Source organism: Hypericibacter adhaerens, assembly GCF_008728835.1.
GTDB classification, from domain to species: domain Bacteria; phylum Pseudomonadota; class Alphaproteobacteria; order Dongiales; family Dongiaceae; genus Hypericibacter; species Hypericibacter adhaerens.
The window spans coordinates 3,288,086-3,314,125 of sequence record NZ_CP042582.1; the positions used below are offsets into that span (position 1 = coordinate 3,288,086).

Annotated in this window: 23 protein-coding genes; 12 read left to right on the forward strand and 11 right to left on the reverse strand. The window is 67.7% G+C overall.

The genetic code is table 11. The features are described from left to right. Nucleotides 1-269: 269 nt before the first annotated feature. From FRZ61_RS14445 to FRZ61_RS14455, 3 genes are read left to right on the forward strand one after another with little or no spacing between them, the layout of a single operon-like run. Entirely contained in the window at nucleotides 270-1,313 is a 1,044-nt protein-coding gene (locus FRZ61_RS14445; protein WP_151120827.1) for a methionine ABC transporter ATP-binding protein, read from the forward strand. Further along, entirely contained in the window at nucleotides 1,294-1,950 is a 657-nt protein-coding gene (locus tag FRZ61_RS14450; protein ID WP_151118398.1) for a methionine ABC transporter permease, read from the forward strand. Before FRZ61_RS14445 ends, FRZ61_RS14450 begins: the two co-directional genes overlap by 20 nt. Nucleotides 1,951-2,008: 58 nt before the next feature. Further along, nucleotides 2,009-2,827: a MetQ/NlpA family ABC transporter substrate-binding protein gene (locus FRZ61_RS14455; RefSeq protein WP_151118399.1), complete on the forward strand. Its 819-nt coding sequence runs from the start codon at nucleotides 2,009-2,011 to the stop codon at nucleotides 2,825-2,827. 492 nt (nucleotides 2,828-3,319) lie between these two features. On the opposite strand, the gene trhA is transcribed toward FRZ61_RS14455, so the two are convergent. Continuing rightward, nucleotides 3,320-3,952, reverse strand: a complete 633-nt coding sequence (gene trhA, locus FRZ61_RS14460) for a PAQR family membrane homeostasis protein TrhA (RefSeq protein WP_191909024.1) — start codon at nucleotides 3,950-3,952, stop codon at nucleotides 3,320-3,322. Between the two features lie 511 nt (nucleotides 3,953-4,463). Between trhA and FRZ61_RS14465 the strand changes: the two genes are divergently transcribed. Genes FRZ61_RS14465 through FRZ61_RS14475 form a run of 3 tightly spaced genes read left to right on the forward strand, consistent with a single transcriptional unit; the run spans nucleotide 4,464 to nucleotide 8,744 of the window. Next, the gene (locus FRZ61_RS14465; protein ID WP_225308812.1) at nucleotides 4,464-5,417 is read left to right on the forward strand and encodes an HlyD family secretion protein; all 954 of its coding nucleotides are present in this window, start codon (nucleotides 4,464-4,466) and stop codon (nucleotides 5,415-5,417) included. Continuing rightward, nucleotides 5,414-7,753, forward strand: a complete 2,340-nt coding sequence (locus tag FRZ61_RS14470) for an ABC transporter permease (protein ID WP_151118401.1) — start codon at nucleotides 5,414-5,416, stop codon at nucleotides 7,751-7,753. Before FRZ61_RS14465 ends, FRZ61_RS14470 begins: the two co-directional genes overlap by 4 nt. Nucleotides 7,754-7,757: 4 nt before the next feature. Further along, nucleotides 7,758-8,744: an HlyD family secretion protein gene (locus FRZ61_RS14475; RefSeq protein ID WP_191909025.1), complete on the forward strand. Its 987-nt coding sequence runs from the start codon at nucleotides 7,758-7,760 to the stop codon at nucleotides 8,742-8,744. Between the two features lie 10 nt (nucleotides 8,745-8,754). Here FRZ61_RS14475 and FRZ61_RS14480 read toward each other — a convergent pair whose 3' ends face one another. The 9 genes from FRZ61_RS14480 to FRZ61_RS14520 form a co-directional block, all read right to left on the reverse strand. Then, entirely contained in the window at nucleotides 8,755-10,281 is a 1,527-nt protein-coding gene (locus FRZ61_RS14480) for a DEAD/DEAH box helicase (RefSeq protein WP_151118403.1), read from the reverse strand. Nucleotides 10,282-10,608: 327 nt separating this feature from the next. Further along, a complete protein-coding gene (locus FRZ61_RS14485) occupies nucleotides 10,609-11,898 on the reverse strand; it encodes an NAD(P)/FAD-dependent oxidoreductase (RefSeq protein ID WP_191909026.1) in 1,290 nt (429 codons plus the stop codon). Between the two features lie 175 nt (nucleotides 11,899-12,073). After that, nucleotides 12,074-13,237 carry a M24 family metallopeptidase gene (locus FRZ61_RS14490; protein ID WP_151118405.1) on the reverse strand — a complete coding sequence of 388 codons (1,164 nt, stop codon included), beginning with the start codon at nucleotides 13,235-13,237 and terminating at the stop codon, nucleotides 12,074-12,076. A 48-nt stretch (nucleotides 13,238-13,285) separates the two neighbouring features. Next, nucleotides 13,286-14,110, reverse strand: coding sequence for an ABC transporter permease (locus FRZ61_RS14495; RefSeq protein WP_151118406.1), 825 nt, complete (start codon nucleotides 14,108-14,110; stop codon nucleotides 13,286-13,288). Further along, nucleotides 14,107-14,985 carry an ABC transporter permease gene (locus FRZ61_RS14500; RefSeq protein ID WP_151118407.1) on the reverse strand — a complete coding sequence of 293 codons (879 nt, stop codon included), beginning with the start codon at nucleotides 14,983-14,985 and terminating at the stop codon, nucleotides 14,107-14,109. The genes FRZ61_RS14495 and FRZ61_RS14500 overlap by 4 nt, the downstream gene beginning before the upstream one ends. Next, nucleotides 14,982-16,124 (reverse strand): ABC transporter ATP-binding protein, encoded by a 1,143-nt coding sequence (locus FRZ61_RS14505; RefSeq protein WP_225308813.1) that lies wholly within the window; start codon nucleotides 16,122-16,124, stop codon nucleotides 14,982-14,984. Before FRZ61_RS14505 ends, FRZ61_RS14500 begins: the two co-directional genes overlap by 4 nt. Before the next feature lie 100 nt (nucleotides 16,125-16,224). After that, nucleotides 16,225-17,238 carry an ABC transporter substrate-binding protein gene (locus FRZ61_RS14510; RefSeq protein WP_151118408.1) on the reverse strand — a complete coding sequence of 338 codons (1,014 nt, stop codon included), beginning with the start codon at nucleotides 17,236-17,238 and terminating at the stop codon, nucleotides 16,225-16,227. A gap of 192 nt (nucleotides 17,239-17,430) precedes the next feature. Continuing rightward, nucleotides 17,431-18,483, reverse strand: a complete 1,053-nt coding sequence (locus FRZ61_RS14515) for a dipeptidase (protein ID WP_191909027.1) — start codon at nucleotides 18,481-18,483, stop codon at nucleotides 17,431-17,433. Next, a complete protein-coding gene (locus tag FRZ61_RS14520) occupies nucleotides 18,480-19,517 on the reverse strand; it encodes an LLM class flavin-dependent oxidoreductase (protein ID WP_151118410.1) in 1,038 nt (345 codons plus the stop codon). Before FRZ61_RS14520 ends, FRZ61_RS14515 begins: the two co-directional genes overlap by 4 nt. 157 nt (nucleotides 19,518-19,674) lie before the next feature. On the opposite strand from FRZ61_RS14520, the gene ehuR reads away from it, so the two are divergent. The 6 genes from ehuR to FRZ61_RS14550 all read left to right on the forward strand — a co-directional run bounded on the left by ehuR (nucleotide 19,675) and on the right by FRZ61_RS14550 (nucleotide 25,529). Beyond that, complete coding sequence (ehuR, locus tag FRZ61_RS14525) at nucleotides 19,675-21,072, forward strand: MocR-like ectoine utilization transcription factor EhuR (RefSeq protein ID WP_151118411.1); 1,398 nt, start codon at nucleotides 19,675-19,677, stop codon at nucleotides 21,070-21,072. A gap of 56 nt (nucleotides 21,073-21,128) precedes the next feature. After that, the gene (locus tag FRZ61_RS14530; protein ID WP_151118412.1) at nucleotides 21,129-21,446 is read left to right on the forward strand and encodes an NIPSNAP family protein; all 318 of its coding nucleotides are present in this window, start codon (nucleotides 21,129-21,131) and stop codon (nucleotides 21,444-21,446) included. Between the two features lie 232 nt (nucleotides 21,447-21,678). Next, complete coding sequence (locus FRZ61_RS14535; protein ID WP_151118413.1) at nucleotides 21,679-22,539, forward strand: FAD binding domain-containing protein; 861 nt, start codon at nucleotides 21,679-21,681, stop codon at nucleotides 22,537-22,539. Then, complete coding sequence (locus FRZ61_RS14540; protein ID WP_151118414.1) at nucleotides 22,540-23,016, forward strand: (2Fe-2S)-binding protein; 477 nt, start codon at nucleotides 22,540-22,542, stop codon at nucleotides 23,014-23,016. It begins immediately after the preceding gene. A 3-nt stretch (nucleotides 23,017-23,019) separates the two neighbouring features. Further along, nucleotides 23,020-25,284: a xanthine dehydrogenase family protein molybdopterin-binding subunit gene (locus tag FRZ61_RS14545; RefSeq protein ID WP_151118415.1), complete on the forward strand. Its 2,265-nt coding sequence runs from the start codon at nucleotides 23,020-23,022 to the stop codon at nucleotides 25,282-25,284. After that, nucleotides 25,284-25,529: a MoaD/ThiS family protein gene (locus tag FRZ61_RS14550; RefSeq protein ID WP_151118416.1), complete on the forward strand. Its 246-nt coding sequence runs from the start codon at nucleotides 25,284-25,286 to the stop codon at nucleotides 25,527-25,529. Before FRZ61_RS14545 ends, FRZ61_RS14550 begins: the two co-directional genes overlap by 1 nt. A 59-nt stretch (nucleotides 25,530-25,588) precedes the next feature. On the opposite strand, the gene FRZ61_RS14555 is transcribed toward FRZ61_RS14550, so the two are convergent. Further along, a complete protein-coding gene (locus FRZ61_RS14555; RefSeq protein WP_151118417.1) occupies nucleotides 25,589-26,035 on the reverse strand; it encodes a hypothetical protein in 447 nt (148 codons plus the stop codon). Nucleotides 26,036-26,040 lie beyond the last annotated feature (5 nt).

A 26,040-nucleotide genomic window follows, 5' to 3' on the forward strand; every position in this document is an offset into this window, starting at 1 on the left:
CTATGTCTCACCCATCAATAAGCGCCGATTTGATGATCAGCTTGCGGGCGCTCTAGAAATTCCGCTAAAGCGAAGCCTCCGCCCGGCTTTGCTGTGGCGGATTTCTTATGCCCGCCAGCCGGTCGCGAACAAGCGAGGTTGGCATGCCTTCCCTTTCCCGTCCGGTTCCCGTGGCCCGCTTGCATGGCCCCGTCGAGGCCGCGCCCGCGCCACAGGCGGCCGTCGTGACGCCGACACCCGCGGCGGCCGAGAACGACGCGCGCCTGCCCCTGATCCGGCTGCGCGCACTGAACAAGAGCTTTCAGACCGGGACCCGCGAGGTCGTGGCGCTGAAGGATGTCTCGATCGATGTGAGGGAGGGGGAGATCCTCGGCATCATCGGGCGCAGCGGCGCCGGCAAAAGCACGCTCCTGCGCTGCATCAACGGCCTCGAGCGGCCGCAGGGCGGCGAGGTCCTGGTCGACGGCACGAATGTGAGCCGGCTGAACGATGCCGGGCTCGCCGCCCTCCGGCAGCGGATCGGCATGATCTTCCAGCATTTCAACCTGCTTTCCTCGCGCACCGCGTTCGGCAATGTGGCGCTGCCCCTGGAGCTCGCCGGCCATGGCCGCGCGGAGATCGAGGCCCGCGTATCGGAGCTGCTCGAGCTGGTCGGGCTCGCCGACAAGCACGACAGCTATCCGGCGCGGCTTTCGGGCGGCCAGAAGCAGCGCGTCGGCATCGCCCGCGCGCTCGCCACCGCGCCCCGCATCCTGCTCTGCGACGAGGCCACCTCGGCCCTCGACCCGGAGACCACGCGGCAGATCCTGGCGCTCCTGGGCGACATCAACCGTAAGCTCGGCCTCACCATCGTGCTGATCACGCACGAGATGGCGGTGGTTCGCGATCTTTGCGACCGCATGGTGGTGCTGGATCAGGGGCGCATCGTCGAGCAGGGGCCGGTGGCCGAGGTTTTCGCGCGGCCGCAAAGCGAGGTCACGCGCAGCCTGCTGCAGGATGTGCTGCCGGACCTGCCCGCGGCGCTGGCGAAGCGTCTGTCGCCGGTGGCGCAGCCGGGCAGCCAGCCGCTGCTGCGGGTGCGCTTCTCCGGTGCCGCCGCCGGCGAACCCGTGATCGCCGAGCTGGCGCGCCGTTTCGATGTGCCGGCCTCGATCCTCCATGGCGCGATCGAGATCATCAAGGACATGCCGGTCGGTGTGCTGATCCTGGCTCTGCCCGCGACGACGGCGCAGCCGCTTGCGACCCTCATCGACTACTTGCGCGAACGCACGACTTCCGTGGAGCTGATCGGCCATGTCCTCCCCGCTCATTGATCTCTTCATCAGATCGCTGGGCGAAACGGCGCTCATGGTGTCGGCCTCGAGCCTGGCGACGCTCGTCATCGGCCTGCCGATCGCGGTGCTGCTGGTGGTGACGGGACCGGGCGGGCTGGTACGGGCTCCCCTCCTCAATCGCTTCTCGGGCTGGGTGGTCAATGGCTTCCGCTCGACGCCCTTCATCATCCTGCTGGTGGCGCTGATCCCGGTGACGCGGCTCATCGTCGGCACCTCGATCGGCACCGTGGCGGCGATCGTGCCGCTTTCGATCGCCGCCATCCCCTTCTATGCGCGCGTCGCCGAGGTGGCGCTGCGCGAGGTCGATCGCGGCCTCGTCGAGGCGGTCCAGGCGATGGGCGGGCATCGGCGCGATATCGTTTTCAAGGTGCTGATCCCCGAGGCCCTGCCGGGTCTCGTCGGCGGCCTTACCATCACCATCGTGGCCCTGATCGGCCAGTCGGCGATGGCGGGAGCGGTCGGCGGCGGCGGCCTCGGCGATCTCGCCATTCGCTACGGCTATCAGCGCTTCGATACGACCGTGATGGCGGCCGTGATCGTCATCCTGATCGCCCTCGTCTCGGGCGTGCAGCTGGCGGGCGACCGCCTGGCCAAGCGCCTCAACCGGCGGGCCTGAAGGCCCGCGCCTGCAACAACCGAACGCTTCAGCCTCCCTGTTGATAAGGAACCAGATCATGACGTCTCGCATTTCGACATCGCGGCGCCGGGCCCTCCTCGGGGCCCTGTTCGCCGCTGCCGCCCTGACCCTGGGCGGATTGCCGGCCCATGCCACGGATCACCTCAAGGTCGGGATCATGAGCGGCCCCGAGGAGGAGATCCTCGCCGTGGTGAAGCAGGTCGCGGCCAAGGAAGGGCTCGATCTCGAGCTGGTGACCTTCAGCGACTATGTGCTGCCGAACGAGGCGCTCAACTCGGGCGAGCTCGACGCCAACGCCTTCCAGCATGTTCCCTATCTGGAGAACCAGATCAAGACGCGCGGCTACAAGATCGTCGCCATCGGCAACACCATCGTGACGCCGATCGGCGCCTATTCGCATAAAGTGAAGAGCCTCGAGGAGCTGCCGGACGGCGCCAAGATCGGCATCCCGAACGACCCGACCAATGGCGGCCGGGCGCTGCTGCTGTTCCAGGCCAAGGGGCTGATCAAGCTGCGCGACGGCGTCGGCCTGCTGCCGACCCCGCTCGACGTGACCGAAAACCCGAAGCATCTGAGCTTCGTCGAGCTCGACGCGGCCCAGCTCGCCCGCGCGCTCGACGATGTCGACGCGGCCGTGATCAACACCAACTACGCGCTCGAGGCCGGCCTCGACCCGGTCAAGGACGCGATCGCCATCGAGGCGCGGGAGAACAACCCCTACGCCAACGTGATCGCCGTGCGTGCTTCCGACAAGGACAACCCGGTCTTCCAGAAGCTGGTGCGCGCCTATGAATCGCCCGAGGTCGCGAAGTTCCTCGAGGAACGCTTCAAGGGCTCGACCCTGGCGGCCTGGTGATCGCCTTTCGCTGACCACCGGCCTTCGGCGATCGAGGGCCAACCGCATCGCCACCCTGGTCCCTCCCCCAGGGTGGCGATGCTTGTTTTGAGCAAGGGTAAAGGAATGCAGATGCTAACGACGTGCGGCGGCCCCGCATTCCGCGCAGAGTTTTGCGCGCGGTGTCCGCAGGGGCTTGCCGCAAACCTCACAGGGCGATCCAAATAACGAGAGCCTATGGTGCCAGAGAGCATCGATACTGGTCGCTCGCACACCCGTTATCTCAAAGTATCGCTGGAGGGCTGGATGACTAAAGGCCTTCATCCTTTCCTCGTCAAAGGGTGCCGCATTTGCCTGACGGTAATGCTGCATTGCGTATATACCATTCAGCAACAGCGGCTGAATTTCACCCCACTCATGCTCATCCAGCATCGGAATGTCGGCCCTGCAACGCCAGCAATATAGCGTCTTCGCCATTGCGTTGCCTGCCGCGCAGCCTCCCGGGCCGAGCTGTCAGCTCAGGTTGAAGACGACCGCCGCGTAGTGGCAGACGGCCGCGCCCAGCACCAGCGCGTGCCAGATCGCGTTCTGGAAGCGCAGGCTGCGCCAGAGATGGAAGGTCACGCCCAGCGAATAGAGCAGCCCGCCGATCAGCAGCAGGATGAGAACGGCGGGATGGAGCGCGCCGAGGAGCGGCCGGAGCGCGGCCAGCACGGTCCATCCCAGCGCCAGATAGAGCAGCACGGCATAGCGCTCGATGCGGTGCGGCATGGTGAGCTTGGCGATGGCCCCCAGGATGGCGCCGCCCCAGACGATGGCCGCGAGCCAGATCGACCAGGCGCCGTCGAGCCGGCCCAGCGTAAAGGGCGAATAGGTGCCGGCGATCATCACGAAAATCGCGGCATGATCCAGCCGGCGCAGGAACTCGCGCCGCGGCGACATCAAAGCGAGATTGTAGGTCGCGGAGCAGATCAGCATCGCCAGCAGCCCGATCACATAGAGGATGGTGGCGATCAGGCCTGCCGGCCCCGCGATCCGGGCGGCAAAGGTCAGCAGCAGCACGCCGCCAACCACGCCGAAGGTCACGCCGATCGTATGGATGACGCGGTCGGCGGCAATCTCGGTATCGTCATAGGGCCGTTCCACGCCCTCATCCTGCGGGAGCGGCCGCCGCCTGTCCATGGCAGCCTTGCGAGGCCGGCCGGGAAACGGGATTTAATGTCTTCGCCCGCTGGCTCGGGTTCCCGTGCGGTGATAGTCTTCCGGTCCGGCCGACCTCTCGATGGCGCTGCTTGTGACCGGATGACGATGCTCTTGCGCCAGGAGCACGGGCTCATCTGAGCCGGTATTGTTCTTGAGGACCATGGCGCGGGTCCGGCTCGATCGAGCGGATGCCAGGTGCCTCGTCTTCCGTGACAGTGCCGAACAACACGAGGGCCGCGTCAGCTTGTCTCCCAGTCCCGACCTTCCCCAGAACGACGACGCGGGCACGACCATGGACAGGCCCATGGCGTCGAAAGCCGAACCGGCGACCCCAGCGGCGAAGCCGACCGAAACCCAGCCTCCTGCCGCCTCCCCGCCCCCACAGCCGCCGCCTGCAACCTCGTCGTCCGCCACAAAGCCGAAGCGCGCAGGCCCCACCGCCGTCATCGTCGCCTTGATCACCCTCGCCATCGTCGGACTGTCGGGCTGGTATCTGGCGCGACCGGCACCGCTGTTCATCCAGGGCGAAGCCGACAGCACGCGTATCGACATCGCGGCGCGCGTCGACGGCCGGATTCTGAAGATCCCCGTCGCCCGCGGCCAGGATGTCGGAGCCGGCACCGCGCTGCTGCAGATCGACAATCCCGAGCTGGTCGCCCGATACAACGAGGCGATCGCCGCCAAAGGCGTTGCCGATGCCGAGCTGGCCCGGATCTATGCCGGCACGCGCGAGGAAACCGTCGCGGCGCGGAAAGCCCAGATCGACCGCCTGTCCGCCGACGTCACCCTCGCGCAAGTGACCTACGAACGCGTCCGCAAGCTCGTGACGACCAAGGACGCCTCCCAGCAGCAGCTGGATCAAGCCACGGCTGCCCTTCAGGTCGCCCAGCGCGCCCTCGATCAGGGGAAGCTCTCCTACGAGGAAGCGCTCAACGGCTTCACGCCGGAAGAAGTCAAGATCGCCGAGGCCAAGGTCACCCAGGCCGCCGCGGCGGTGGAAACGCTGAAGGCGCTGGTCGACCAGATGGTGGTGACGGCGCCGCTGGCGACGCAGATCTATGAGATCAATGTCGAGCAGGGAGAGGTCGTGGCGCCCGGCATTCCCCTTCTGTCGCTCGTCGATCTGAACGATCTCTGGCTGCGGTTCGATCTCCGCGAGGACCTCGTCCGCGATCTCAAGATCGGCGACACGATCACCGTCCGCATCCCGGCCCTCGGCAACCGCGAGGTCGTCACCGAGGTCAGGCTGATCGCGGCGAAAGGCGAATATGCGGATTGGCGCGCCACGCGGGCGACCGGCGATTTCGATCTGCGCACATTCGCCATCCGCGCCTATCCGGTCGAGAAGGTTGCGGGGTTGCGCCCGGGCATGAGCGCTTATGTCGACTGGAGCGGCCGCCGGCAATGACACGGATGCCGGCCCCCGGTTTCCTTCTCGTCGCCACCCGCGAGCTGCGCTGGATCGTGCGGGACAGGGTGGCGCTGTTCCTGATCCTCGGCGTCCCGCTCATCGCCTTCGCCATCCTCAGCCTCACCTTCAGCAGCGCCGTCATCCGCGGCCTCGATATCGTGGTCGTCGATGCGGACCGGTCGCCGACCTCGCTGGCCTTCGTTCAGACCGTCGCGGCCGCGCCCGGCATCACGCTGCACCAGCGCGCCGACGATCTTGCGGCCGCCATGCATGCGATCCGATCCGGCGGGGCGATCGCCGCGGTCTATATCCCCGAGAACTTCGAGCGCGACCTGAAGGCCGGACGCCGCCCGCAGATCTCGATCTTCTACAACACCCAGTTCCTGACCCCGGGCAATTCCGCAGCGAAAGCCCTGCAGGACGCGGTTCGCGACGCCATCGCCGCTGTCGCCCCCGCGCGGCCGGAGCTGCCGATGACGGTCGGAACGCTGGTCGTGGAACCCTATGTCCTGACCAACCCGGCCCTCAACTATGCGCAGTTCCTGCTGCGCGCGGTCCTGCCGACGGTCCTGCATGTGATCATCGGCGCCGCCGCCGCCTATTCGGTCGGCTCCGAATTTTCGCGCCGCAGCCTGCGGGCCTGGTTGCGCTGCGCCGGCGGCAGCCCGCTCGTGGCCATCGCCGGCAAGCTCGCGCCCCTGGCTGCGATTTTCATCGGGCTGATGGGCCTTGTCGCCGTGATCGTCCACGGCGCTCACGGCGTGCCGTTCCGCGGCGATTCCATGATGGTGGCCGTGTCCGCCTGCCTGCTGCTCGTCGCCTATCTCGGGCTCGGCTCCCTGATGGCGCTGCTCGCGCGCGACCTGCCGCTCGGCCTCAGCCTGACGGCCATTCTCTGCTCGCCGGCCTTCGGCTATGCCGGCGTCGGCTTTCCGGTGGTCGCCATGCTGCCCTTCGCCAAGGGCTGGGGCGTGATCCTTCCGCTGCGCTGGTACATCGAGGTGCTGTTCGATCAAGGCGCGCGCGGCGTCCCGGTCTCCGCCACCGCCCTTCCCTTTGCCGCCCTGGCCGGCCTGGCGATCCTCTATGCGGGCCTGGCCTGGTGGCGATTGTCGTCGCTCGCCGGCAAGCTGCCGCGAACAGCAGCGGCCCGAGCATCGATGCCGCCGCCGCGGCCGCAGCCCCGCGGGTTTGGCGCCGCCATCATCGGGGAAATCCGCTCTGTCCTCGGCAATCGCGGCGCCCTGGGCCTGATGGTGCTGGCGCCCATTCTCTACGGGGTGTTCTATCCGCAGCCTTATCTGGGCCAGACCCTCCGGAACCTTCCCCTGGCCGTGGTCGACCAGGACCGCAGCGAGCTCAGCCGCCAGCTCATCATGACGCTGGACGCGGATGCCGGCGTGAAAGTCGCCCTGCAGGCCGATACGCTGACCGAGGCCCAGGCCGCGCTCTACGACCGGAAGGTCTTCGGCATCCTGGAGATTCCGGTGGGCACGGCGCGCGATCTGCTCAAGGGCGATCCGGCACGGTTGCCCGCCTATGTGGATGCGGCCTACCTGCTGATCTACCGGACGCTGCTCCAGGGCATCGGCGAATCCGTCGCGGCCGTCAATGCCGGTCTCGCGACCCATGACGCGCGTGCCGGCGGCCTCGCCGATTCTCTGATGGCGGTGGCGAGCCCCGCCGCGATTCTGCCGGTTCCCCTGTTCAACCCCACCGGCGGCTATGCCAGCTATATCGTTCCCGCCGCCTTCATCCTGATCCTGCAACAGACCTTGCTGCTGGGCTCGGCCATGCTGGCCGGCACCGCCCGCGAGCTGGGCGGCCGGGCGGCGCAGACGGCGCGCGGCTCGATCGGCGCTGTGGTCGCGCACGGGCTGGCCCATCTCGTCATCTACCTGCCGGCCTTGCTGCTCTATCTCGTGGTGCTACCGCGCATCTATGGATTCACGGCCGTCGGCCGGCTGCCGGATATGTTCCTGTTCGCCGCGACGTTCCTGCTGGCGACGAGCTTCATGGGGCAGGCCGTCGGCGCCTGGGTGAAGCATCGCGAGACCGCCGTGGTGCTCTTCATCGCGACCACCCTGCCGCAATTCTTCCTGGTCGGCGTCTCCTGGCCGGTCGAGGCGATTCCTTCGGCGCTGCGGAATGCGGGCTTGATCTTCCCGTCACAGCGCAGCATCGACGGGCTGGTGCATATCAACCAGATGGGCGCGACCCTCTCGGAAGTGTCGCATGACTGGCTCGCCGTCCTGGCGCTGGTCCTGCTGTATTTCCTGCTGGCGGTGCTCAGCACGGGCCTCCATCGCTGGAGGGCGACCCGTGCCGCATAGCCCGATGCGCCGTCGCGCGCGCCGCCTCCTCTTCGGCCTCGCTATCGCCGCGGTCATCGGCGCGATCCTGATTCTGGGCTGGCGGCCGGTGCCGCCGCCGGTCATCGGCATGGTGCGGGCGACCGAGATCAAGATTGCACCGGAAGTGAGCGGCCGCATCGCCCAGATTCTGGTCAAGGCCGGCGACCGCGTCCAGGCCGGCACCGTCGTGGCACAGCTCAGCAACCCCGAGCTGGCCGCCGCGGTGGAGGAAGCGCGCGCGACCGTCGGTGCGGCGCGGGCGGCCCGCGATCACGTCTATGCCGGCGTCCGCCAGGAGCAGGTCAAGATCACCGCGCGCGAAGTCGACAAGGCCAAAGCCGACCTGCTCTTGGCCCAGCAGGAATATCAGCGCACCTCGGCGGTGGCGAAAGCCGGCTATGCTTCCACCCAGAAGCTCGACGAAGCCCAGGCCGCCTTGTCGACCGCCCAGGCGAACCTCGCCTCGCTTCAATCGCAGCTCGCGGAAGCGCAGCATGGCGCCACACCCGAGGAACGGGCTTTCGCCGATGCACAGGTCACGGCCGCCGAGGCCTCGCTCGCCGTGCTGGAGCGGCGGATGGGCAAGCTGCAGCTCCAGGCGCCCGTTGATGGCGTCGTCCAGACCGTGGTCGCGGAACCGGGCGAGGCCACGATCCCTGGACGCACGGCGCTCACCTTGACCGCCGGCGACGACTACTGGTTCAGCTTCAATGTCCGCGAGGATCTGCTCGACGGCATGAATATCGGCACGGCCCTGACGCTGACCCGCTCAGGCGACGACAAGCCGATCGTGGCCCGGGTGTCGGAGATGCGCCGGCTCGGCGACTTCGCCACCTGGCGGGCGGCACGCGCCATCGGCGATCACGACCTCAACCTGTTCGCCGTCCGCGCCGACCCGACCCAGACCGTGCCGGATCTGGAGCCCGGTATGACGGTCTGGATCGCGACGATCGCACCCCCGGCACCCTGAGGCCGAAGCCTCAGTCGCCGGCGGCGAAGCGACCGGGATTGGGCTGATAGCTGGGCCGCGACCCACGACGGCGGCCACCCGGCCGGCCGGAGCGCGATCCGCGCCCCTCCTGCTGATGACCGCGTCCCTCATGCGGATGTCCCCGGCCCTCGTGATGGCCGCGCCCCTCTTGGTGACCGCGCGCTTCCTGATGACCGCGCCCGTCATGCGGGTTGCGGCCTTCCTGATTCCCGCGCCCGGCATGGCGGGGCTGCCCGTCATGGCCCTGGCGGCGGCTCTCGCCCTGGTCGCGATGGCCTGAGGCCGTGCCACCGCCGTTCTGGTGACGGCGGTCGTCCCGGCTCCGCTCATGGCCGCGGTGCGGCTTCTGGGTCTTGTCCCGCGCCGCCGGCTGCGGCGTGGCCGCGACGGCGCCGCGGCGATCCACCTGCGGGATCGACTGGCGCGTGGTGCGCTCGATATCGCGCAGATAGGCCCGCTCCTCATGATCGCAGAAGGAGATCGCGACGCCGGCGGCACCGGCGCGCGCCGTGCGGCCGATGCGGTGCACATAGGCTTCCGGCACTTCCGGCAGGTCGAAATTCACCACATGGGTGATGCCGTCGACGTCGATGCCGCGGGCCGCGATGTCGGTCGCCACCAGGATCGCCGTGCGGCCGGAACGGAAGCTGTCGAGCGCCCGCTCGCGCTGGCCCTGGCTCTTGTTGCCGTGGATGGCCGCGGCCGGCAGGCCGGCCGATTCCAGCCGCTCGGCCACGCGGTCGGCCCCGCGCTTGGTGCGGGTGAAGACCAGCGTGCGGCCGAACTCGGGCTTCGACAGCAGGTCGACCAGGAGCGCCGCCTTGGCGGGCTTCTCGACCAGATAGACCTGCTGGCTCACCTTCTCGGCGGTGGTCGCCACCGGCGTCACCTCGACGCTGGCGGGATCGCGCAGCATGTCCTTGGCGAGCGCGCCGATGGCCGAGGGCATCGTCGCCGAGAAGAACAGGGTCTGTCGCTCCTTGGGCAGGCGGCGCAGGATCTTCTTGATCGGCTCGAGGAAACCGAGGTCGAGCATATGGTCGGCCTCGTCCAGCACCAGGATTTCGGCGCCGTCGACGCGCGCGGCGCCGGTGCCGAGATGATCGTTGAGGCGGCCGGGCGTGGCCACGAGCACGTCGACGCCGCGCGCGAGCGCGCGGATCTGCGGGCCGGGCTTCACCCCGCCCACGACGACCGCAACCGAGAAGCGGAAATGGCGGCCATAGGTCTCGAAGCTCTCGGCGATCTGGGCCGCAAGCTCACGGGTCGGCGCCAGCACCAGGACACGACAACCCTTGGGCTGCGGCGCCTTCCGGTTCTGGGCCAGGCGATGGAGGATCGGGAGGGCGAAGGCCGCCGTCTTGCCGGTACCCGTCTGGGCGATGCCGAGCAGGTCGCGGCCTTGCATGACATAGGGAATGGTGCGCGCCTGGATCGGGGTCGGCACGGTATAGCCTTCCTGGGCAACGGCGCGCAGGAGGGGCTCGGCCAGGCCGAGCGAAGCGAAATCAGTCACTAGATACTCTTTCTTTATAAGCGGCAGTCCGGCGCCAACGCTTTCTTCTGCGAAAGCAGGCAGCCACCGGGGGCCACGGGTCTACGTGGAGAGACACCCCGCGCAACGGGCATATCTGATGGAAGTTCGGTCGAGGCGCTCGACAGACAGGGACGAAAAGCTCGTCACTTCACGCGGCTGGAGCGCTAAATCCGGAAACCGGATGCGGGCTTCTCTCACAATCCGGCTCCCGAAGTCAAAGTTTTTCGGGTGCACAGCTCCAATGCAACTTCGGCATGGCCCCACAACCGACGGAAATCGCTACGAATTTCTGCCGATCTTCAGAATTCAGATGACGCTGCGCGCACCCAGGGTCGCCCCTTCGCGGAAGCGCGAGAATCGGAATCCCCGGAGGTCGAGCGAAGGCTTTCCCTTGGCAGCCAGCTCGGCCATCAGCCTGCCGACGATCGGACCCATGCCGAAGCCGTGGCCGCTCAGGCCGGTCGCGATCAGCAGGCCCCGCACCTCCTCGACCCCGCCCAGGACCGGGATGGCATCCGGCGTGGCGTCGATATTGCCGGCCCAGCTCCGGGTCACCTCGACCGGCCCCAGCTCCGGGAACACGCGCTTGAGACCGGCGAGCGCGTCGGCGACGCGTTTGGGATTGGCCGGCGGATCCCAGACCCGGACCGCGCGGAAGGGATGGCGGCCGGCCTCCGTGAGCGGCAGCTCGGACAGCAGCGCCTTGAAGAAGGCGGTGCCGAGATGCAGGTCGAAGAGCTTGCGGTTCTCGCGGAAGTTCGGCCAGAAGACCCGGCCATGGCGCAGCGTGTCCGGCACGATGTGATAGTCGGTCCCGGTGCCGGCCGCGATATTGAAGCTGCCGTCGGTGCGCTGGCGGAAGGCGACCTCGGGACCCCAGACGCCGGCCGCCGTCACCGCCTTGGCGGGCGTGGTGCGCGCGACCGTGGCGCGGATGACGAGCTGCGGCAGCGAGAGGCCCAGCCCGCGCAGCAGGCGCGAGCTCCAGGCGCCGGCCGCGCAGATCACGATCGGCGCCCTGATCTCGCCGCGCTCGGTCCGCACGCCGGTAACGGCGCCGCCCGCCGTCACGATTTCGTCGACCGCGCAGCCGGTCATGATCTCGGCGCCGAGAGCGCGTGCGGCTTGCGCGAAGGCCGGCGCCACGATCGCAGGCTCGGCTTGGCCGTCGCTCGGCGTGTAGAGGCCACCGGCCCAATTGCCTTCGATGCCGGGGATGAGGTCGCGGATCTCGCGGTTGGTCAGGATGCGGCTGTTGAGCTGGAAGGGCCGCGCCACCTCGAGCCAGGCTTCGAGGGCCGCGAGGCGCTGGGCGTCGGCCGCCATGGCGAGATTGCCGCCCTGGCGCCATTGCAGGTCGATGCCGAGCTCGGCCGAGAGGCCCTGCCACATCCGGTTGCACTCGACCATCAGCGGCACTTCGAAGGGATCGCGGCCCTGCTGGCGCACGAAGCCCCAATTGCGGCTCGACTGCTCGCCCGCGATCTCGCCCTTCTCGAAGAGGATCGGCTTGAGGCCGGCCTTCGCCAGGTAATAGGCGCTGGCCGCACCGGCGATCCCGCCGCCGACGATGATGACGTCTGCACGCCTAGCCATTGCCGACGAGCTCATGATCCTGCCCCCTGTACTCGGACAACCGCTCAACCGTCATCCCCGCGAAAGCGGGGATCCCTCCTGATCCCGCACACCGAACTTTGAGTTGGATCCCCGCTTTCGCGGCGATGACGAATGGAGTGAGCGCTGCGGTCCTCGTTCAACCGTCCCGGCGTGCTTACACGATCACGAGCGGCGAGTCCCCCGCCCCCACCAGCATGCGCGGGCCCGCATCCGTCAGGTGATAGGTGCCGCCCTGGATGATGCCGATCCCCTCCTCCACCAGCTCGATGCAGGAATGCAGCACGAAGACCATGCCGGTCTCGAACCGGCGGCTGAAGCCGCGGCTGATCTGCAGGGTCTCAAGCCAGATCGGCGGATAGGCGATACCGATGCCGTAACCGAAGCGCATCATCGCCGTGTGCTCGAGCCCATGCTTGCGCAAAGGCACGAGCGACGCCTCCTCCGCGGCCGCGACCGGCACACCCGGCTTCACCGCGGCGATGCCGGCCTTCAGGGACTGCAGCGCGATGTCGTAGAGCTCCCGGGCGCGCGGGCCCGGATCGCCCAGCGCCAGAGTCTGGAGTGCGGTGGTGTGATAGCGGTTCGAGACGCCCGCGAACTCGATATGGACCAGGTCGCCGGGCTCGATCGGTTTCCCGCGCGGGGCCGCATGACCGCCGGGCGTACGCTTGCCGCTGGCAAGCTCGGTCGGAATCGCCCAATAGTCGCTGCCCGCATGGCGCAGCGCGCCCTCGATCGCGGCGGCGAGCCCGATCTCGGTGATGCCGGGCTTGAGCGCCTCGCGCGCGGCCTTGAGGCCGATATTGGTGAAGGCCGCGGCCTGCGCGATGTATTGCATCTCGCGCAGAGATTTCGCGAGCCGCAGGTCGCCCAGGGCCACGGTCGCATCGACGAGCTGGATCGGCGCCATGGCGGCCGCCAGCTCCTGGCCCAGCGCGTAAGGCAGCGCGTAGGACTGCAGCTCGATCGCCACGCGGCCGTCGGTGACGCCCTTTTCTTCCAGGATGCCGGCGACGCGGGCCGCGAAGTTCTCGGTATGGAGGTGATAGCTGCGGATGTCCTTGACCCAGCTCGTCTCCAGCGCCAGCGAGAGATCGACATTGCGCAGGATCAGGGTCGGCTCGGCTTCCTCGGCGGTGAAGATCAGCGCCTGCGGGCTGTTGACGCTGACCCAGGATTCGTAACCGGCGAGGTAATAGAGATTCTCCGGCGCCATCACGATGCAGCAGGCGAATTTCTGCTCGCGCATCAGGGCACGCGCGCGCGCCATCCGGCCGTCATGCTCTTCCTTCGAGAACGCCGCAAACTCGCGAGCCACGCTAAGCCTCCGCTTCCGTCATGTTTCGATGTCGTGCCGCGCCGGGCGTCAGGCGCGCTGGCCGGCCCGCTGCGACTTGGAGAGTTCCTGGATCAGCACCGCCGCCGCGATCAGGATCGAGATCGCGATCAGCATGGTCGAGATCGCGGCGATGGTCGGGCTGACCTGGTCGCGCAGCGAGGTGAACATCTTGCGGGTCAGGGTCGAGGCCTCGCCGCGCGAGATGAAGAGCGCGATCACGACCTCGTCGAACGAGGCGACCCAGGCGAAGAGCGCGCCCGACAGCACCGAAGGCCGGATCTGCGGCAGGGTCACGGTGAAGAAGGCGATCCAGCGGTTGGCACCAAGGCTGCGGGCGACCATCTCCTGGCTCATCTCGTAGCGGCGCAGGCCCGCCGTGACCGTGACGATGACGAAGGGGATCGCCAGCACCGTGTGGGCGAGCACCAGTCCGGTGATGGTGTTGACGAGACCGAGCTTGGCGAAGACGTAGAAGAGGCCGATGGCGACGATGATCACCGGCACGATCAAAGGCACCACCAGCGCCGCACGGACGATCTTGGTCCAGCCGCCGCCGGCGACATGGAGGCCGTAGGCGGCGGCGGTGCCGAGCGGCGTCGCCACCAGCACCGTGAAGATGGCGGCCCGCACCGAGACCCAGGCGGCGTCCATCCACTCCGCGCTGTCGAAGAAGTTCTGGTACCAGCGCAGCGAGAGCGAGGGCGGCGGGAATTCGAGATGTTCCGCCGGCGTGAAGGACATGGGGATGACGATCAGGATCGGTACCACCAGGAACAGCAGCACCAGCCCGCCATAGAGGTAGAGCCAGGCGCGCTGCCAGTGCGAGACGTCGCGATCGGGACCGCCGCTCATCGTTCCTCCGCCGAGAGGCGGCCGACCGGCAGGAAGCGGCCGACCAGATAGAAGATCGCGAGCGTCACGGCCAGGAGCACGACGCCCAGCGCCGAGGCGGCGCCCCAGTTGAAATAGGTGGTCGCGTTCTCGAGGATCTTCATCGCCACCATGTTGACCCGGCCGCCGCCCAGCACCTGCGGCGCGATGTAGAAACCCAGGCAATAGATGAAGACCAGCAGGCTGCCGGCGAAGAGGCCCGGCAGGGTCAGCGGCGCGAAGACGGTGAAGAAGGCGGCACGCGGGCTGGCGCCGAGGCTCATCGCGGCGCGCGGCAGCAGCGGGTCGATGGTCTTCATCGAGGCATAGAGCGGCAGCACCAGGAAGGGCAGCATGATATGGACCATGCCGATCACCGCCCCGGTGAAGTTGTAGACCAGGCCCAGCGGCTGATCGATCAGCCCGAGCTTGATGAGGAGCGTGTTGATGAGGCCGTTGCGCTGCAGCAGCACGAGCCAGGCATAGGTGCGCACCAGGAGCGAGGTCCAGAACGGCAGCAGCACGAGCGCCAGCCCCACCAGCGCCGCGCGGCGGGAGAGCTGCGACAGCAGATAGGCCAGGGGATATCCCATGAGGATCGTCACCAGCGTGACGACCGCGCTCAGCACGAAGGTCGTCTGGAAGATCTTGTAGTAGGCGACGTTGTCCAGCAGGCGCTGGTAATTGGCGAAGGTGGCGCCGGTCTGGTCGAAGAAGGAGAGCCAGAACAGCCAGCCCACGGGCACGAACACCACCAGCGCCACGACCAGCAGGGCCGGCGACGACAGGGCCAGGAGCTGGCGCCGCTCGGTGCGGGCGTCGGCTGCCAGCGCCGCGGCGCCGAGCGCCAGTGTCACGGCCGGTCCTCCGGCACCACCAGCGTGTCCTCGGCATGGATGCCGAGCGTCACGGCGTCGTCATGGGCCGGGAGCTGGCTCAGGCTGCTGCGGTCGCTGGATTTGCGCAGATTGACCATCGTCCCGCCCTCGAGCTCGACCGAGACCAGCACGCTGTCGCCCTGATAGACCACCTCGCGCACCCGGCCCGGAAAGCGGTTCCAGCTGCCGCCGTCGCCGGCCGGCACGAGATCGAGCTTCTCGGGCCGCAGCACCAGATATTGCGCCTGCCCCGGCTCCCGGATCGCGGCGCCCAGGAGCTTGCGCCCCGCCCACCAGGCGGCGCCGTCGCGCAGCTCGACCGGCAGCAGCACCGCCTCGCCGATGAACTCGGCCACGAAGCGGCTGGCCGGCGCCTCGTAGAGCTCGCGCGGCCGGTCGATCTGGGCGATGCGGCCCTGATGGATCACGGCGATCCGGTCCGACATGGTCAGCGCCTCGCGCTGGTCATGGGTGACGTAGATGGTGGTGACGCCGAGCTTCCCATGCAGGTGGCGGATCTCGATCTGCATATGCTCGCGCAGCTTCTTGTCGAGCGCCGAGAGCGGCTCGTCCATCAGGAGGATCTTCGGCTCGAAGACGATGGCGCGGGCGAGCGCCACGCGCTGGCGCTGGCCGCCCGAGAGGCTGTCGATCGGCCGCTCGGCCATGGCGCCGAGCTGCACCAGATCGAGCGCGCGGCGCACGCGCTCGGCGGTCTCGGCCTTGCCCACGCGACGCAGTCGCAACGGATAGCCGACATTGGCCCCGACATTCATATGCGGGAACAAGGCGTAATTCTGGAACACCACGCCGATATTGCGCTTGTGCGGCGGCAGGCGGGTGATGTCGGCGCCGTCGAAGGCGATGCTGCCGGAGGTCGGCCGGCTGAAGCCCGCGAGCGCCATCAGCAGCGTGGATTTGCCGGAGCCCGAAGGGCCCAGAAGGGTCAGGAACTCGCCGCTGCGCACCTCGAGATCGACCGCGTCCAGCGCCCGGAAGCCGCCATAGGTCTTGGAGAGCTGGCGGATCTGGATCGGCACCCCCGGCCGCACACCCGCCTCGGCCCGCTGGTCCGTGGCGCTGCGATCCTGCGCCTCGAGATCGGTCGTCATCGTCATGCGGCAAGGCACCCGGACGGAAGAAAGAAACCTCCGGCCGAAACGGCGTCCGGCCGGAGGTAACAGTTGTCAGGTTGAGGCACGTCGAAGTCCAGGGGCTTTACTCGTTGATGAAGGCGCTCCAGCGCTCCCGCGCTTCGGCCCCGTGCTGCCCCCACCAGTCGCCATGCAGAACGACCTGGGTCTTGGCGTTCTCGGGCGAGGTGTTGAGGCGGGCGGCGACGTCCGGCGTGATCTTGCCGGTATCGTAAGCCTTCGCGTTGGCCGGGCCGTAATCGATATAGGCCGGCAGGTTGGCCTCGATGTCGGCCGACACGGCCGCGGCCAGGGCCTTCATCGACAGGTCCTTGTTCGGCGCGCCGCGCGGGATCACGAGGCAGTCGGCGATCAGGATGCCCTGGTTGAAGGTGAAATCCACCTTGGCGCCCTGGGACTGGGCCGCCGAGACGCGGCCGTTCCAGGCGCCGATCAGGTCGACCTCGCCGTCCGTCAGCAACTGCGCCGACTGGGCGCCCGAGGACCACCAGACCGAGATATAGGGCTTGATCTTCTCGAGGCTCTTGAAGGCGCGGTCGAGATCGAGCGGATAGAGCTTGTCGGGCGCCACGCCATCGGCCAGCAGGGCCTGTTCCAGCACCTCGGCCGGATCGTTGCGCAGCGAGCGGCGACCCGGGAACTTCTCGACGTTCCAGAAATCGGCCCAGGTCTTGGGGCCGTCTTTGCCGAACTTGTCCGTGTTCCAGGCGATCACGTTCGAATAGTAGTTCTGGGCGATGAAGCTCTTGCCGACGCCGGCGGGATCGAAGCCCGACTTGTCCACCACGTTGAAGTCGAGCGGCTCGAACAGGCCCTCGGCCTCGCCCTGGGCGCAGCCGTCGATGGTGAGCTCGGTGACGTTCCACTGCACCGCGTTGGCCAGCACCTGGGCGCGCACGTCGGCGAGCCCGTTGGTGTTGTCTTCCTTGATGGTGATGCCGAGCTGCTTGGCCACCGGCTGCCAGACGGCCTTCGACAGGGCTTCCTGATAATTGCCGCCCCAGCCCGCGAACGTGATCGTGTCCTCCGCCTGAGCCTGGCTCAGGGGCAGCCACAGCAGCGCCCCCGCGAGCGCCATCGCGCCCCAGGACAATCCACGCTTTGTCACATGACACGAGGTCATGTCAGTCCCGCCCGAAAACATTCGGTTTCCTCCCATGGAATGCTTCTGGATGTCAGCGGATCCGCAGGGATCCGGAAATATGAAGCTTACAATCCGACCCTATCGCCGCCGGAAAGCACGTCAAGTTTTACATTGTCACGCGACATGTCAGGCAGCAGGCCCGCCCCAAATCTGCGCCAGGACGCGCAGATAATTGCCGCCGAGGAAGGCCTCGATCTGGGCGGGTTTCCAGCCGTGATCGAGCAACGCAGCGGTGACGCGGGGCAGATCGGCGAGGCTGCTGCATTCGGCGAGATAGCGCGTGCGCACGTCGTTGCCGAAGGCCGCCGCATATTTGGATATGGCGGCGGGATAGCGATTGAGCGTCATCTCGATGATGCTGCCGACGGCGGCCAGGTCGCGCACGGCGGGGAAATCGGTGCCGAGCGCCACATGATCGTGACCGACCAGCCCGACGATATGGTCGAGATGGCGCAGGAAATCGCGCAAGGAAGGCCGGTGGGCCGGATCGCCGTCCCAGCACATGGGACCATAGACCGAGACGCCGATCAGGCCGCCGGTCGCGGCCACCGCCTTGATCACCGCGTCGGTCTTGTTGCGCGGCACGTTGGAGACGGCCTTGGCGTTCGCATGGGTCAGCAGCACCGGCCGGGTGCTGATCGAGGCCGCCTCCAGGCAGGCCTTCTCGCCCACATGGCTGAGATCGACGACGATGCCCAGCGCGTTCATCTCGGCGACGGCCTTGCGGCCGAGCAGGCTCAGGCCGCCGTCATTGGTCTCGAGGCAGCCGTCGCCCAGGAAATTGCGCTCGTTGTAGGTGAGCTGCATCACCCGGACGCCCAGCTTGTGGAACAGCCACAGCCGCTGCAGCTTGTCGGCGATGGGGCGCATGTTCTGCCAGCCCATGATCAGGCCGATCTGCCCCGCCTCGCGCGCCGCCTGGAAATCCGACACCTGCCGGATGACCCGCCATTCGGCGCCGGGCTGCTCGCAGCGATGCAGCCATTCGACGACCTGGTCGCAAGTCTCCTCGAAATCGGCATTGAGGCCGCTGACCGTCACGTTGACGGCGTTGACGCCTCCGGCCTTGAGCACCCCGGTGCTGCCGTCGGACTGGAAGTTGAGCCCGTCGATGACATAGGCCTTCTCGTGCAGGGCCGCCGCCGCGGCGGAGATCGGCTTGGCCTTGGCGTCGCTCATGCCAGCTCCTTGGCGCGGCTCGACGGCTGGTTCTTGAAATGCGGCATCACATGCACGGCGAAACGCTCGAGCGCGCCCATCACGTCCTTGTGGTCCGCGCCGAAGTTCATGTTGACCTGGATGTCGTGGATGCCGAGCTCCGCATAGAGCCCGAGCTTGTCGACGCATTCCTGCGCCGAGCCGATGATCAGGCTCTGACGGATATCGTCCAGCGTCTCCGACACCTCGATCGGCACGATGGCGCCGTTCTTCACCGTGCCGGGCGTGTTGAAGACGTTGACGAAGCGTTGATGGTTGGCATGGGCGACCTTGAGCTTCTCCTGCGTGTCCGCCTCGTTCTTGGTGACGAAGCCCATGCGCAGCATGGAGAAGCGCTGGTTGCTGCCCGCCGGCAGCGCGCTGAAGAAGGCGTTGGACTGCATCTTCACCGCCGAGAAGGGATCGCGCAGCGGCGTGGTCATGACATGGAAGCCGCGGCGCACGCAGCCCTGGATGGCGCCCTCGGCGAGGGCCGCGATCCAGATCGGCGGATAAGGCTTCTGCACCGGACGCGGGGTGATGGTGATGGGATCGAACTTGTAATACTTGCTGTCCCAGCTGACTTCTTCCTCCGTCAGGAGCTTCATCAGCAGGTTGAGCGAATCGTCGAACCGTTCGCGGCTCTCCTCGACCGGCACGTTGAAGCGGTCGAACTCGTAGCGGAAGGCGCCGCGCCCCACGCCCAGCTGGATGCGGCCATGGGTCAGGCAGTCGGCCTGCGCGATCTCGCCCGCGAGCCGCCGGATGTCATAGAAGGGCAGCACCAGGACCGCGGTGATGAGCGGGATCTTCTTGGTGACGCTCGCCACGCGGACGGCCGTCAGCAGCGGGTTCGGGTGGGTCAGGTAGTTGATGAAGTGATGCTCGGGGATGGTGAGCGAGATATAGCCCAGCTCCTCCGCGAGCTTCGCCTCCTCGAGCATCTCGTCATACATGGTCTGGGCGGGAAAGCTCGTGTCCGGCCAGTAGCAGGGCAGGTAGAACCCGAAATCCATTGCCAATCGCTCCTGAAATCCCCGACCTTATGAGGCTCTGCCGAGCCCACGAACATGACATGTTCTGGGGAATTGTCTTGTTTTCTGGGATAACTTGACGGATTGAACCGCGTCAAATCATATATTGTCCTGCTACACCATTTGAGGAGCGCCCGACGTGACGGACTGGAAGCCTGACATCGCGAACCGCCATGGCCGCCGCTATCTCGCCATCGCCGATGCGCTGGCGGACGACATCAAGAGAGGCCTCGTCCGCCCCGGCGACCGCCTGCCCACCCATCGCGATCTGGCCTACCAGATGGGCCTCTCCGTCAGCACCGTCAGCAAGGCCTATGCGGAGGCGGTCCGCCGCCAGTTGATCCTGAGCGAGGTCGGGCGCGGCACCTTCGTCATGCCCAATGCCTGGACCGACCTTACCGGCGTCGGGATCGACAGCCGGCAGATCGGGCCGATCGACATGGCCTTCAACTGCCCCGTGCCCGCGCCGATGGTGCTCGAGGCGATGTCGGCGGCGCTCAAGACGATCTCCGGCAGCGACCGCCTCGACGAGCTGATGCCCTATCACCGGCCCTGGGTCGGGCTCGCGTCGCACCGGGCGGCGGCGGCGAGCTGGATCGAGAAGCGCGGGCTCAGGACCTCGCCCGAGAACATCCTCATGACCAACGGCGCGCAGCATGCGCATGCCATCATCCTGACCTCGCTGCTCGAGCCCAACCAGATCGCGGTCACCGACGAGCTGACCGATCCCGGCATCAAGTTCCTCACCGCCAATCGCAGCCTGCAGCTCAAGGGGCTGGCGATGGACAAGGACGGGCTCCTGCCCGACGCCTTCGAGGCCGCCTGCAAGACGATGAAGGTGAAGGCCCTCATCACCGTTCCCAACCACCACAGCCCGACCCTGACCATCATGCCGGTCGAGCGCCGCAAGGCGATCGCCGAGGTCGCGATCCGCCATGGGGTGACCATCATCGAGGATGATGTCTACGGCCCCTTCCTCGATAACCCGCCCCCGGCGCTCTCGAGCTTCGCCCCGGAGCAGAGCTTCTATTTCACCAGCTTCTCGAAATGCATCTGCGCGGGCCTGCGCATCGGCTTCCTCGCGGCCCCGCCCGGCCGCGTGGAAGAGCTGATCCCCGGCCTCGGCGCCACGACCTGGATGGTGTCGATGGTGCCGGCGGAGATTGCGGCGCTCTGGATCCGCGAGGGCACCGCCGAGCGGCTGATCGTCTGGCAGCGCCAGGAGCTGACCCGGCGGCAGAAGCTGGCCGCCCAGATTCTCGACGGCTTCGACTATACGGCGCTGCCCTCCTCGCTCCATCTCTGGCTGCCTTTGCCCGACAGCTGGCGGGCCGAGGGTTTCGTGGCCCAGGCCCGGCTGCGCGGCCTGGCGGTGACGCCCGCCGAGGCCTTCGTGGTGGGTCATGTCCCGGCCCCGCAGGCCGTCCGCGTCAGCCTGGGCGGCGCAACACCCTCGCGCACCGAGCTGCAGCGCGGGCTCGAGATCGTCGCCGACCTGCTCAAGGAACGGCCGGCCGCCACCTATCTCGTGCTCTAGCACGCCTGCCACGACGGCCGTCCCCCGCGATCCTTCCTTCAACCGGAGTCAAGACCGTGATCTACGAATTGCGTCAATACATCCCCATGCCCGGCAAGGCCGAGGCGCTCAGCCGCCGGTTCCGCGACAGCACCCTGGCCCTCTTCCACAAGCTGGGATTCAAGGTGGTCGATTTCTGGGAAACGACCGACGGCAGCGGCGAGCTCTGGTATCTGATGGAATGGCCGACCGAGGCCGCCATGAAATCCGCCTGGGACGGATTCAAGACCAATCCCGATTGGGTCGCGACCAAGAAGGTGACCGAGGCCGACGGGCCGCTGGTCCAGAATATCCAATCCTACCCCCTGCGCCGGGCAGCGTACTTCAAGCCCTGATCCTCATCCGCGACAGCCTCGGCCTCCGGAAGATCACGGGACCAAAGACCCTCGGTTCGCGTGGGGTTTGACGGATTGGCAACCGGGTTCCCGCCCTTCTGGGAACCGGTCGCCCCCCGCCGAGCGGCTTCGCTTTTGCCGCCCGATCTCCTAGTCTAGGGGACCGGCCTGTCCCCCGGTCCAACGGCGGCGCGCCGATCGAGAGAGGTTTTCAACAAGATGGATCGACGTCATGCGATATGAAGCGCCGGGTTCTATCGAATCGGCGGTGGCGCTGCTGGCCCAGGAAAAGGGCCGCGCCTATGTTCTGGCCGGCGGCACGGATCTCCTGGTCCGGCTGCGCGGCGGCTATATCGAGCCCGACCTCGTGGTCGACGTGAAGCGCATCGAGAGCATGCGCAAGATCGTGCCCGAGGCCGGCGGCTTCCGTATCGGGGCCGCCGTGCCGGCGGCCGAGCTGGGCGAGCACCCGGCCGTGAAGAAGCTCTGGCCCGGCGTGGTCGAGGCGGTCGAGCTGATCGGCTCGAAGCAGGTCCAGGGCCGCGCCACCATGGTCGGCAATCTCTGCAACGCCTCGCCCGCGGCCGACAGCGTCCCCGCGATGGTCGCGGCCGGCGCCGTCGCCACGGTCGTCGGGCCCAACGGCAAGCGCAACCTGCCGGTCGAGGAGATTTCGACCTCGCCCGGCAAGACCACGCTCGCCAAGGGCGAGATCGTGGAATCGATCCTGCTGGCGGCGCGGCCGCCCCATTCGGGCGACGCCTATCTGCGCTTCATCCCGCGCACCGAGATGGACATCGCGGTGGTGGGCGCCGGCGTGAACATCACGCTGGACGACAAGGGCGTCTGCAAGGCCGCCCGCGTGGCGCTGGGCGCCGTCGCCGAGCGCGTGCTGCTGGTCGGGCCCGCGGCCGATGCCCTCATCGGCACCAAGCTCGACGAGGCCGCTCTCGACAAGCTGGCCGCCGCGGCCTCCGCCGCCTGCCGGCCGATCGACGACAAGCGCGGCACCAAAGAGTTCCGCATCAAGGTTGCCGGCGTGCTCGCGCGCCGGGCCGCCACCATTGCGCTCGAGCGCGCGAGGAAGTCCTAAATGAGCCAGGTTCACGTCACCGCCAAGATCAATGGCGACACCACCGAATATCTCTGCGAGCCCGACGAGACGCTGCTCGACGTGCTGCGCAACCGCCTGGGCCTGACCGGCGCCAAGGAAGGCTGCGGCACGGGCGATTGCGGCGCCTGCAGCGTCACGCTGGACGGCCGTCTGGTCTGCTCCTGCCTGGTGCTGGGGGCGGAGGCGAACGGCCGCGAGGTCCGTACCATCGAGGGCATGGCCCATGGTGAGACGCTGCATCCGCTGCAGCGCAAGTTCCTGGAGCATGCCGCCCTCCAGTGCGGCATCTGCACGCCGGGCTTCCTGGTCGCCGCCAAGGCGCTCCTGGACAAGAACCCGGACCCCTCGGAGACCGAGATCCGCTACTGGCTCGCCGGCAATCTCTGTCGGTGCACCGGTTACGACAAGATCGTGCGCGCGGTCCAGGATGCCGCCGCCGAAATGCGAAAGGGTTGAACCATGCCCCTCGACACCAAGACCCCCATCCCGACTTCCTTCCGCGTCGTCGGCACGCGCCCGCTTCGCCCCGACGGCATCGACAAGGTCACGGGCCGTGCCCGCTTCGGCGCCGACATGTGGGCGCCGGGCATGCTGGTGGGCCGCATCCTGCGCAGCCCGCACGCCCACGCGCGCATCCGCAAGATCGACATCTCGAAGGCCCAGGCCCTCGAGGGCGTGAAGGCGGTCGTCACCCGCGCCGACTTCAAGGCGCAGGACGGCGATCTGGCCGACATCCTCGACAATGTGATGGCCGGCAAGAAGGCGCTCTATGACGGCCATGCCGTCGCGGCCGTGGCCGCCGTCAGCGCCGCCGTCGCCCGCAAGGCGCTGTCGCTGATCGAGGTCGATTACGAGATCCTGCCGCACGTCACCGACGTCGACGAGGCGATGAAGCCGGGAGCCCCCCTGCTCCATGACGGCATGATCACGGCCGGCGTCGAGCCGGCGCCGACCAAGCCCTCGAACGTCACGCGCCGGCACGAGTTCGGCCATGGCGATGTCGAGAAGGGCTTCAAGAAGGCCGATATCGTCGTCGAGCGCGAGTTCAAGACCGAGGCAACGCACCAGGGCTATATCGAGCCCCACGCCTGCCTCGCGACGCTCAGCCCCGACGGCGTCGCCGAGCTGTGGGTCTGCACCCAGGGCCATTTCATGGTGCGCGCGGTCTGCGCCGGCCTGCTCGGCATCGACATCTCGAAGCTGCGCGTCACCGCCTCGGAGATCGGCGGCGGCTTCGGCGGCAAGACCACGGTCTTCATCGAGCCGGTGGCGCTCGCGCTCTCGCGCAAGGCCAACCGCCCCGTCAAGATCGTCATGAGCCGCGACGAGGTGTTCCGGGCCACCGGCCCGACATCGAGCGCCTCCATGCGCGTCAAGATCGGCGTCACCAAGGACGGGCGCATCACCGCGGCCGACGGCGAGTTCCGCTACCAGGGCGGCGCCTATGCCGGCTCGCCGGTCGAGTTCGGCGCCATGTCGGCCTTCGCCTGCTACGACCTCGAGAACGTGCGGGCGGTCGGCTATGACGTGGTCTGCAACCGGCCCAAGCAGGCGGCCTACCGCGCCCCGGGCGCCCCGATCTCGGCCTTCGCGGTCGAGAGCGTGATCGACGAACTGGCCAAGAAGCTCGGCATGGACGCGATCGACTTCCGCATCAAGAACGCGGCCAAGCCGGGCACCAAATCCTCCTACGGGCCGACCTATGGCGAGATCGGCCTCATCACCACGCTGGAGGAGGCCAAGAAGCATCCGCACTGGAAGGCGCCGGTGAAGCCGGGCCAGGCCCGCAGCATGGCCTGCGGCTTCTGGTTCAATTTCGGCGGCCAGACCTGCGTGTCGCTCAACATCAATGTGGACGGCACCTGCACGCTGGCGGTGGGCACGCCCGACATCGGCGGCTCGCGCGCCTCGATGAGCCTGATGGCCGCCGAGGAGCTGGGCATTCCCTATGAATCGGTCCGCGCCATCGTCGCCGACACCTCCTCGCTCGGCTATAACGACGTGACCGACGGCAGCCGCACCACCTTCGCCACCGGCATGGCCACGATCTTCGCCGCGCGCGATGCGATCAAGAAGCTCTGCGGGCGGGCCGCACAGATCTGGGGCATCCCCGAGGATGCGGTGGTCTGGGAGAAGGGCTATGCCCGTCCCTCGGGCGCCAATGCCGGCAGCTTCGAGCCGCTCTCGCTCGCCGACATCGCCAAGAGCTCGGGCAATACCGGCGGCCCGATCGCGGGTCACACCGAATACAACGCCGAGGGCGCGGGCGTCAGCTTCGCCACCCATATCGTCGATGCCGAGGTCGACAAGGAAACCGGCCGCACCACGATCACCCGCTACACGGTGCTGCAGGATGCCGGCAAGGCGGTCCATCCGAGCTATGTCGAAGGGCAGTTCCAGGGCGGCGCCGTGCAGGGCATCGGCTGGGCGCTCAACGAGGAATATATCTACGGCAAGGATGGACGGCTGCAGAATGCGGGCTTCCTCGATTACCGCATCCCGGTCGCCTCGGATCTGCCGATGATCGACACCAAGATCATCGAGATCCCGAACAAGGGCCACCCCTACGGCGTGCGCGGCGTCGGCGAGACATCGATCGTCCCGCCGCTCGCCGCGATCGCCAACGCGGTGTCGGCTGCGGCCGGCGTGCGCCTCACCCAGCTGCCGATGTCGCCGCCGAAGGTGCTCAAGGCGATCGAAGAAGGCGCCCGCAAGGGGCATTGATGGTCCAGGTCGTGCTTTGGGGGTCGCTCAAGCGGGCGGCCCAGGGCAAATCCCAGGTCGAGGTCGAGGCTGCGGATCTCAAGCAGCTTCTGACCCGCCTGGGCGAGGCCTATCCCGAGCTCAAGCCGCAGATCGAGCGCGGCGTGTCGGTCTCCATCGACGGCCTGATCTACACCAACAACTGGTTCCAGCCGATCCGCCCTGGTGCCGAGGTGGTGCTGCTGCCGAAGCTGGCGGGCGGATGAGGCGGGCTCGGTCGGTTTCGTGGCTTCGATGCAGAACGGCGCCCCAACGGGCGCCGTTTTCATTGACCCGAAGCCGCCTGCTTCTTCCAGTCGCCGGTCGTGTTCCACCAGCGGTTCGGGTTGGCGCTGTCGTCGAGGCCTTTGGAGCGACCGGTGAGGATCGGGTGAATCCGGATCACGGGCTCCTGGTAGCTGTGCGTCTCGAAGATCGCCTCGATCACCCGGTCGAGCAGCGCCGGGTCTTCGGGCAGCTCGAACGAGAGCTCGACGACACCGGGCCGCTTGCGGACCTCGGTCTCCGGTCCCGCAGCCGCTCCCTCCAAAGGACGATAGCGCTCGATGCCGGCGCTCGATTGAAAGGCGTTGCTGTCATATTTCCCCATGGCGAGGGGCGCGTGCTTCACGACCTGCCCCATGATGCGGTCCACGTCCTCGACCGGCGCCTGCACGGTCATGAGCAACCGGCGCTCCATGCGCACCGATCTGGTTTCAAAGCCGTCTTCCATCGGTC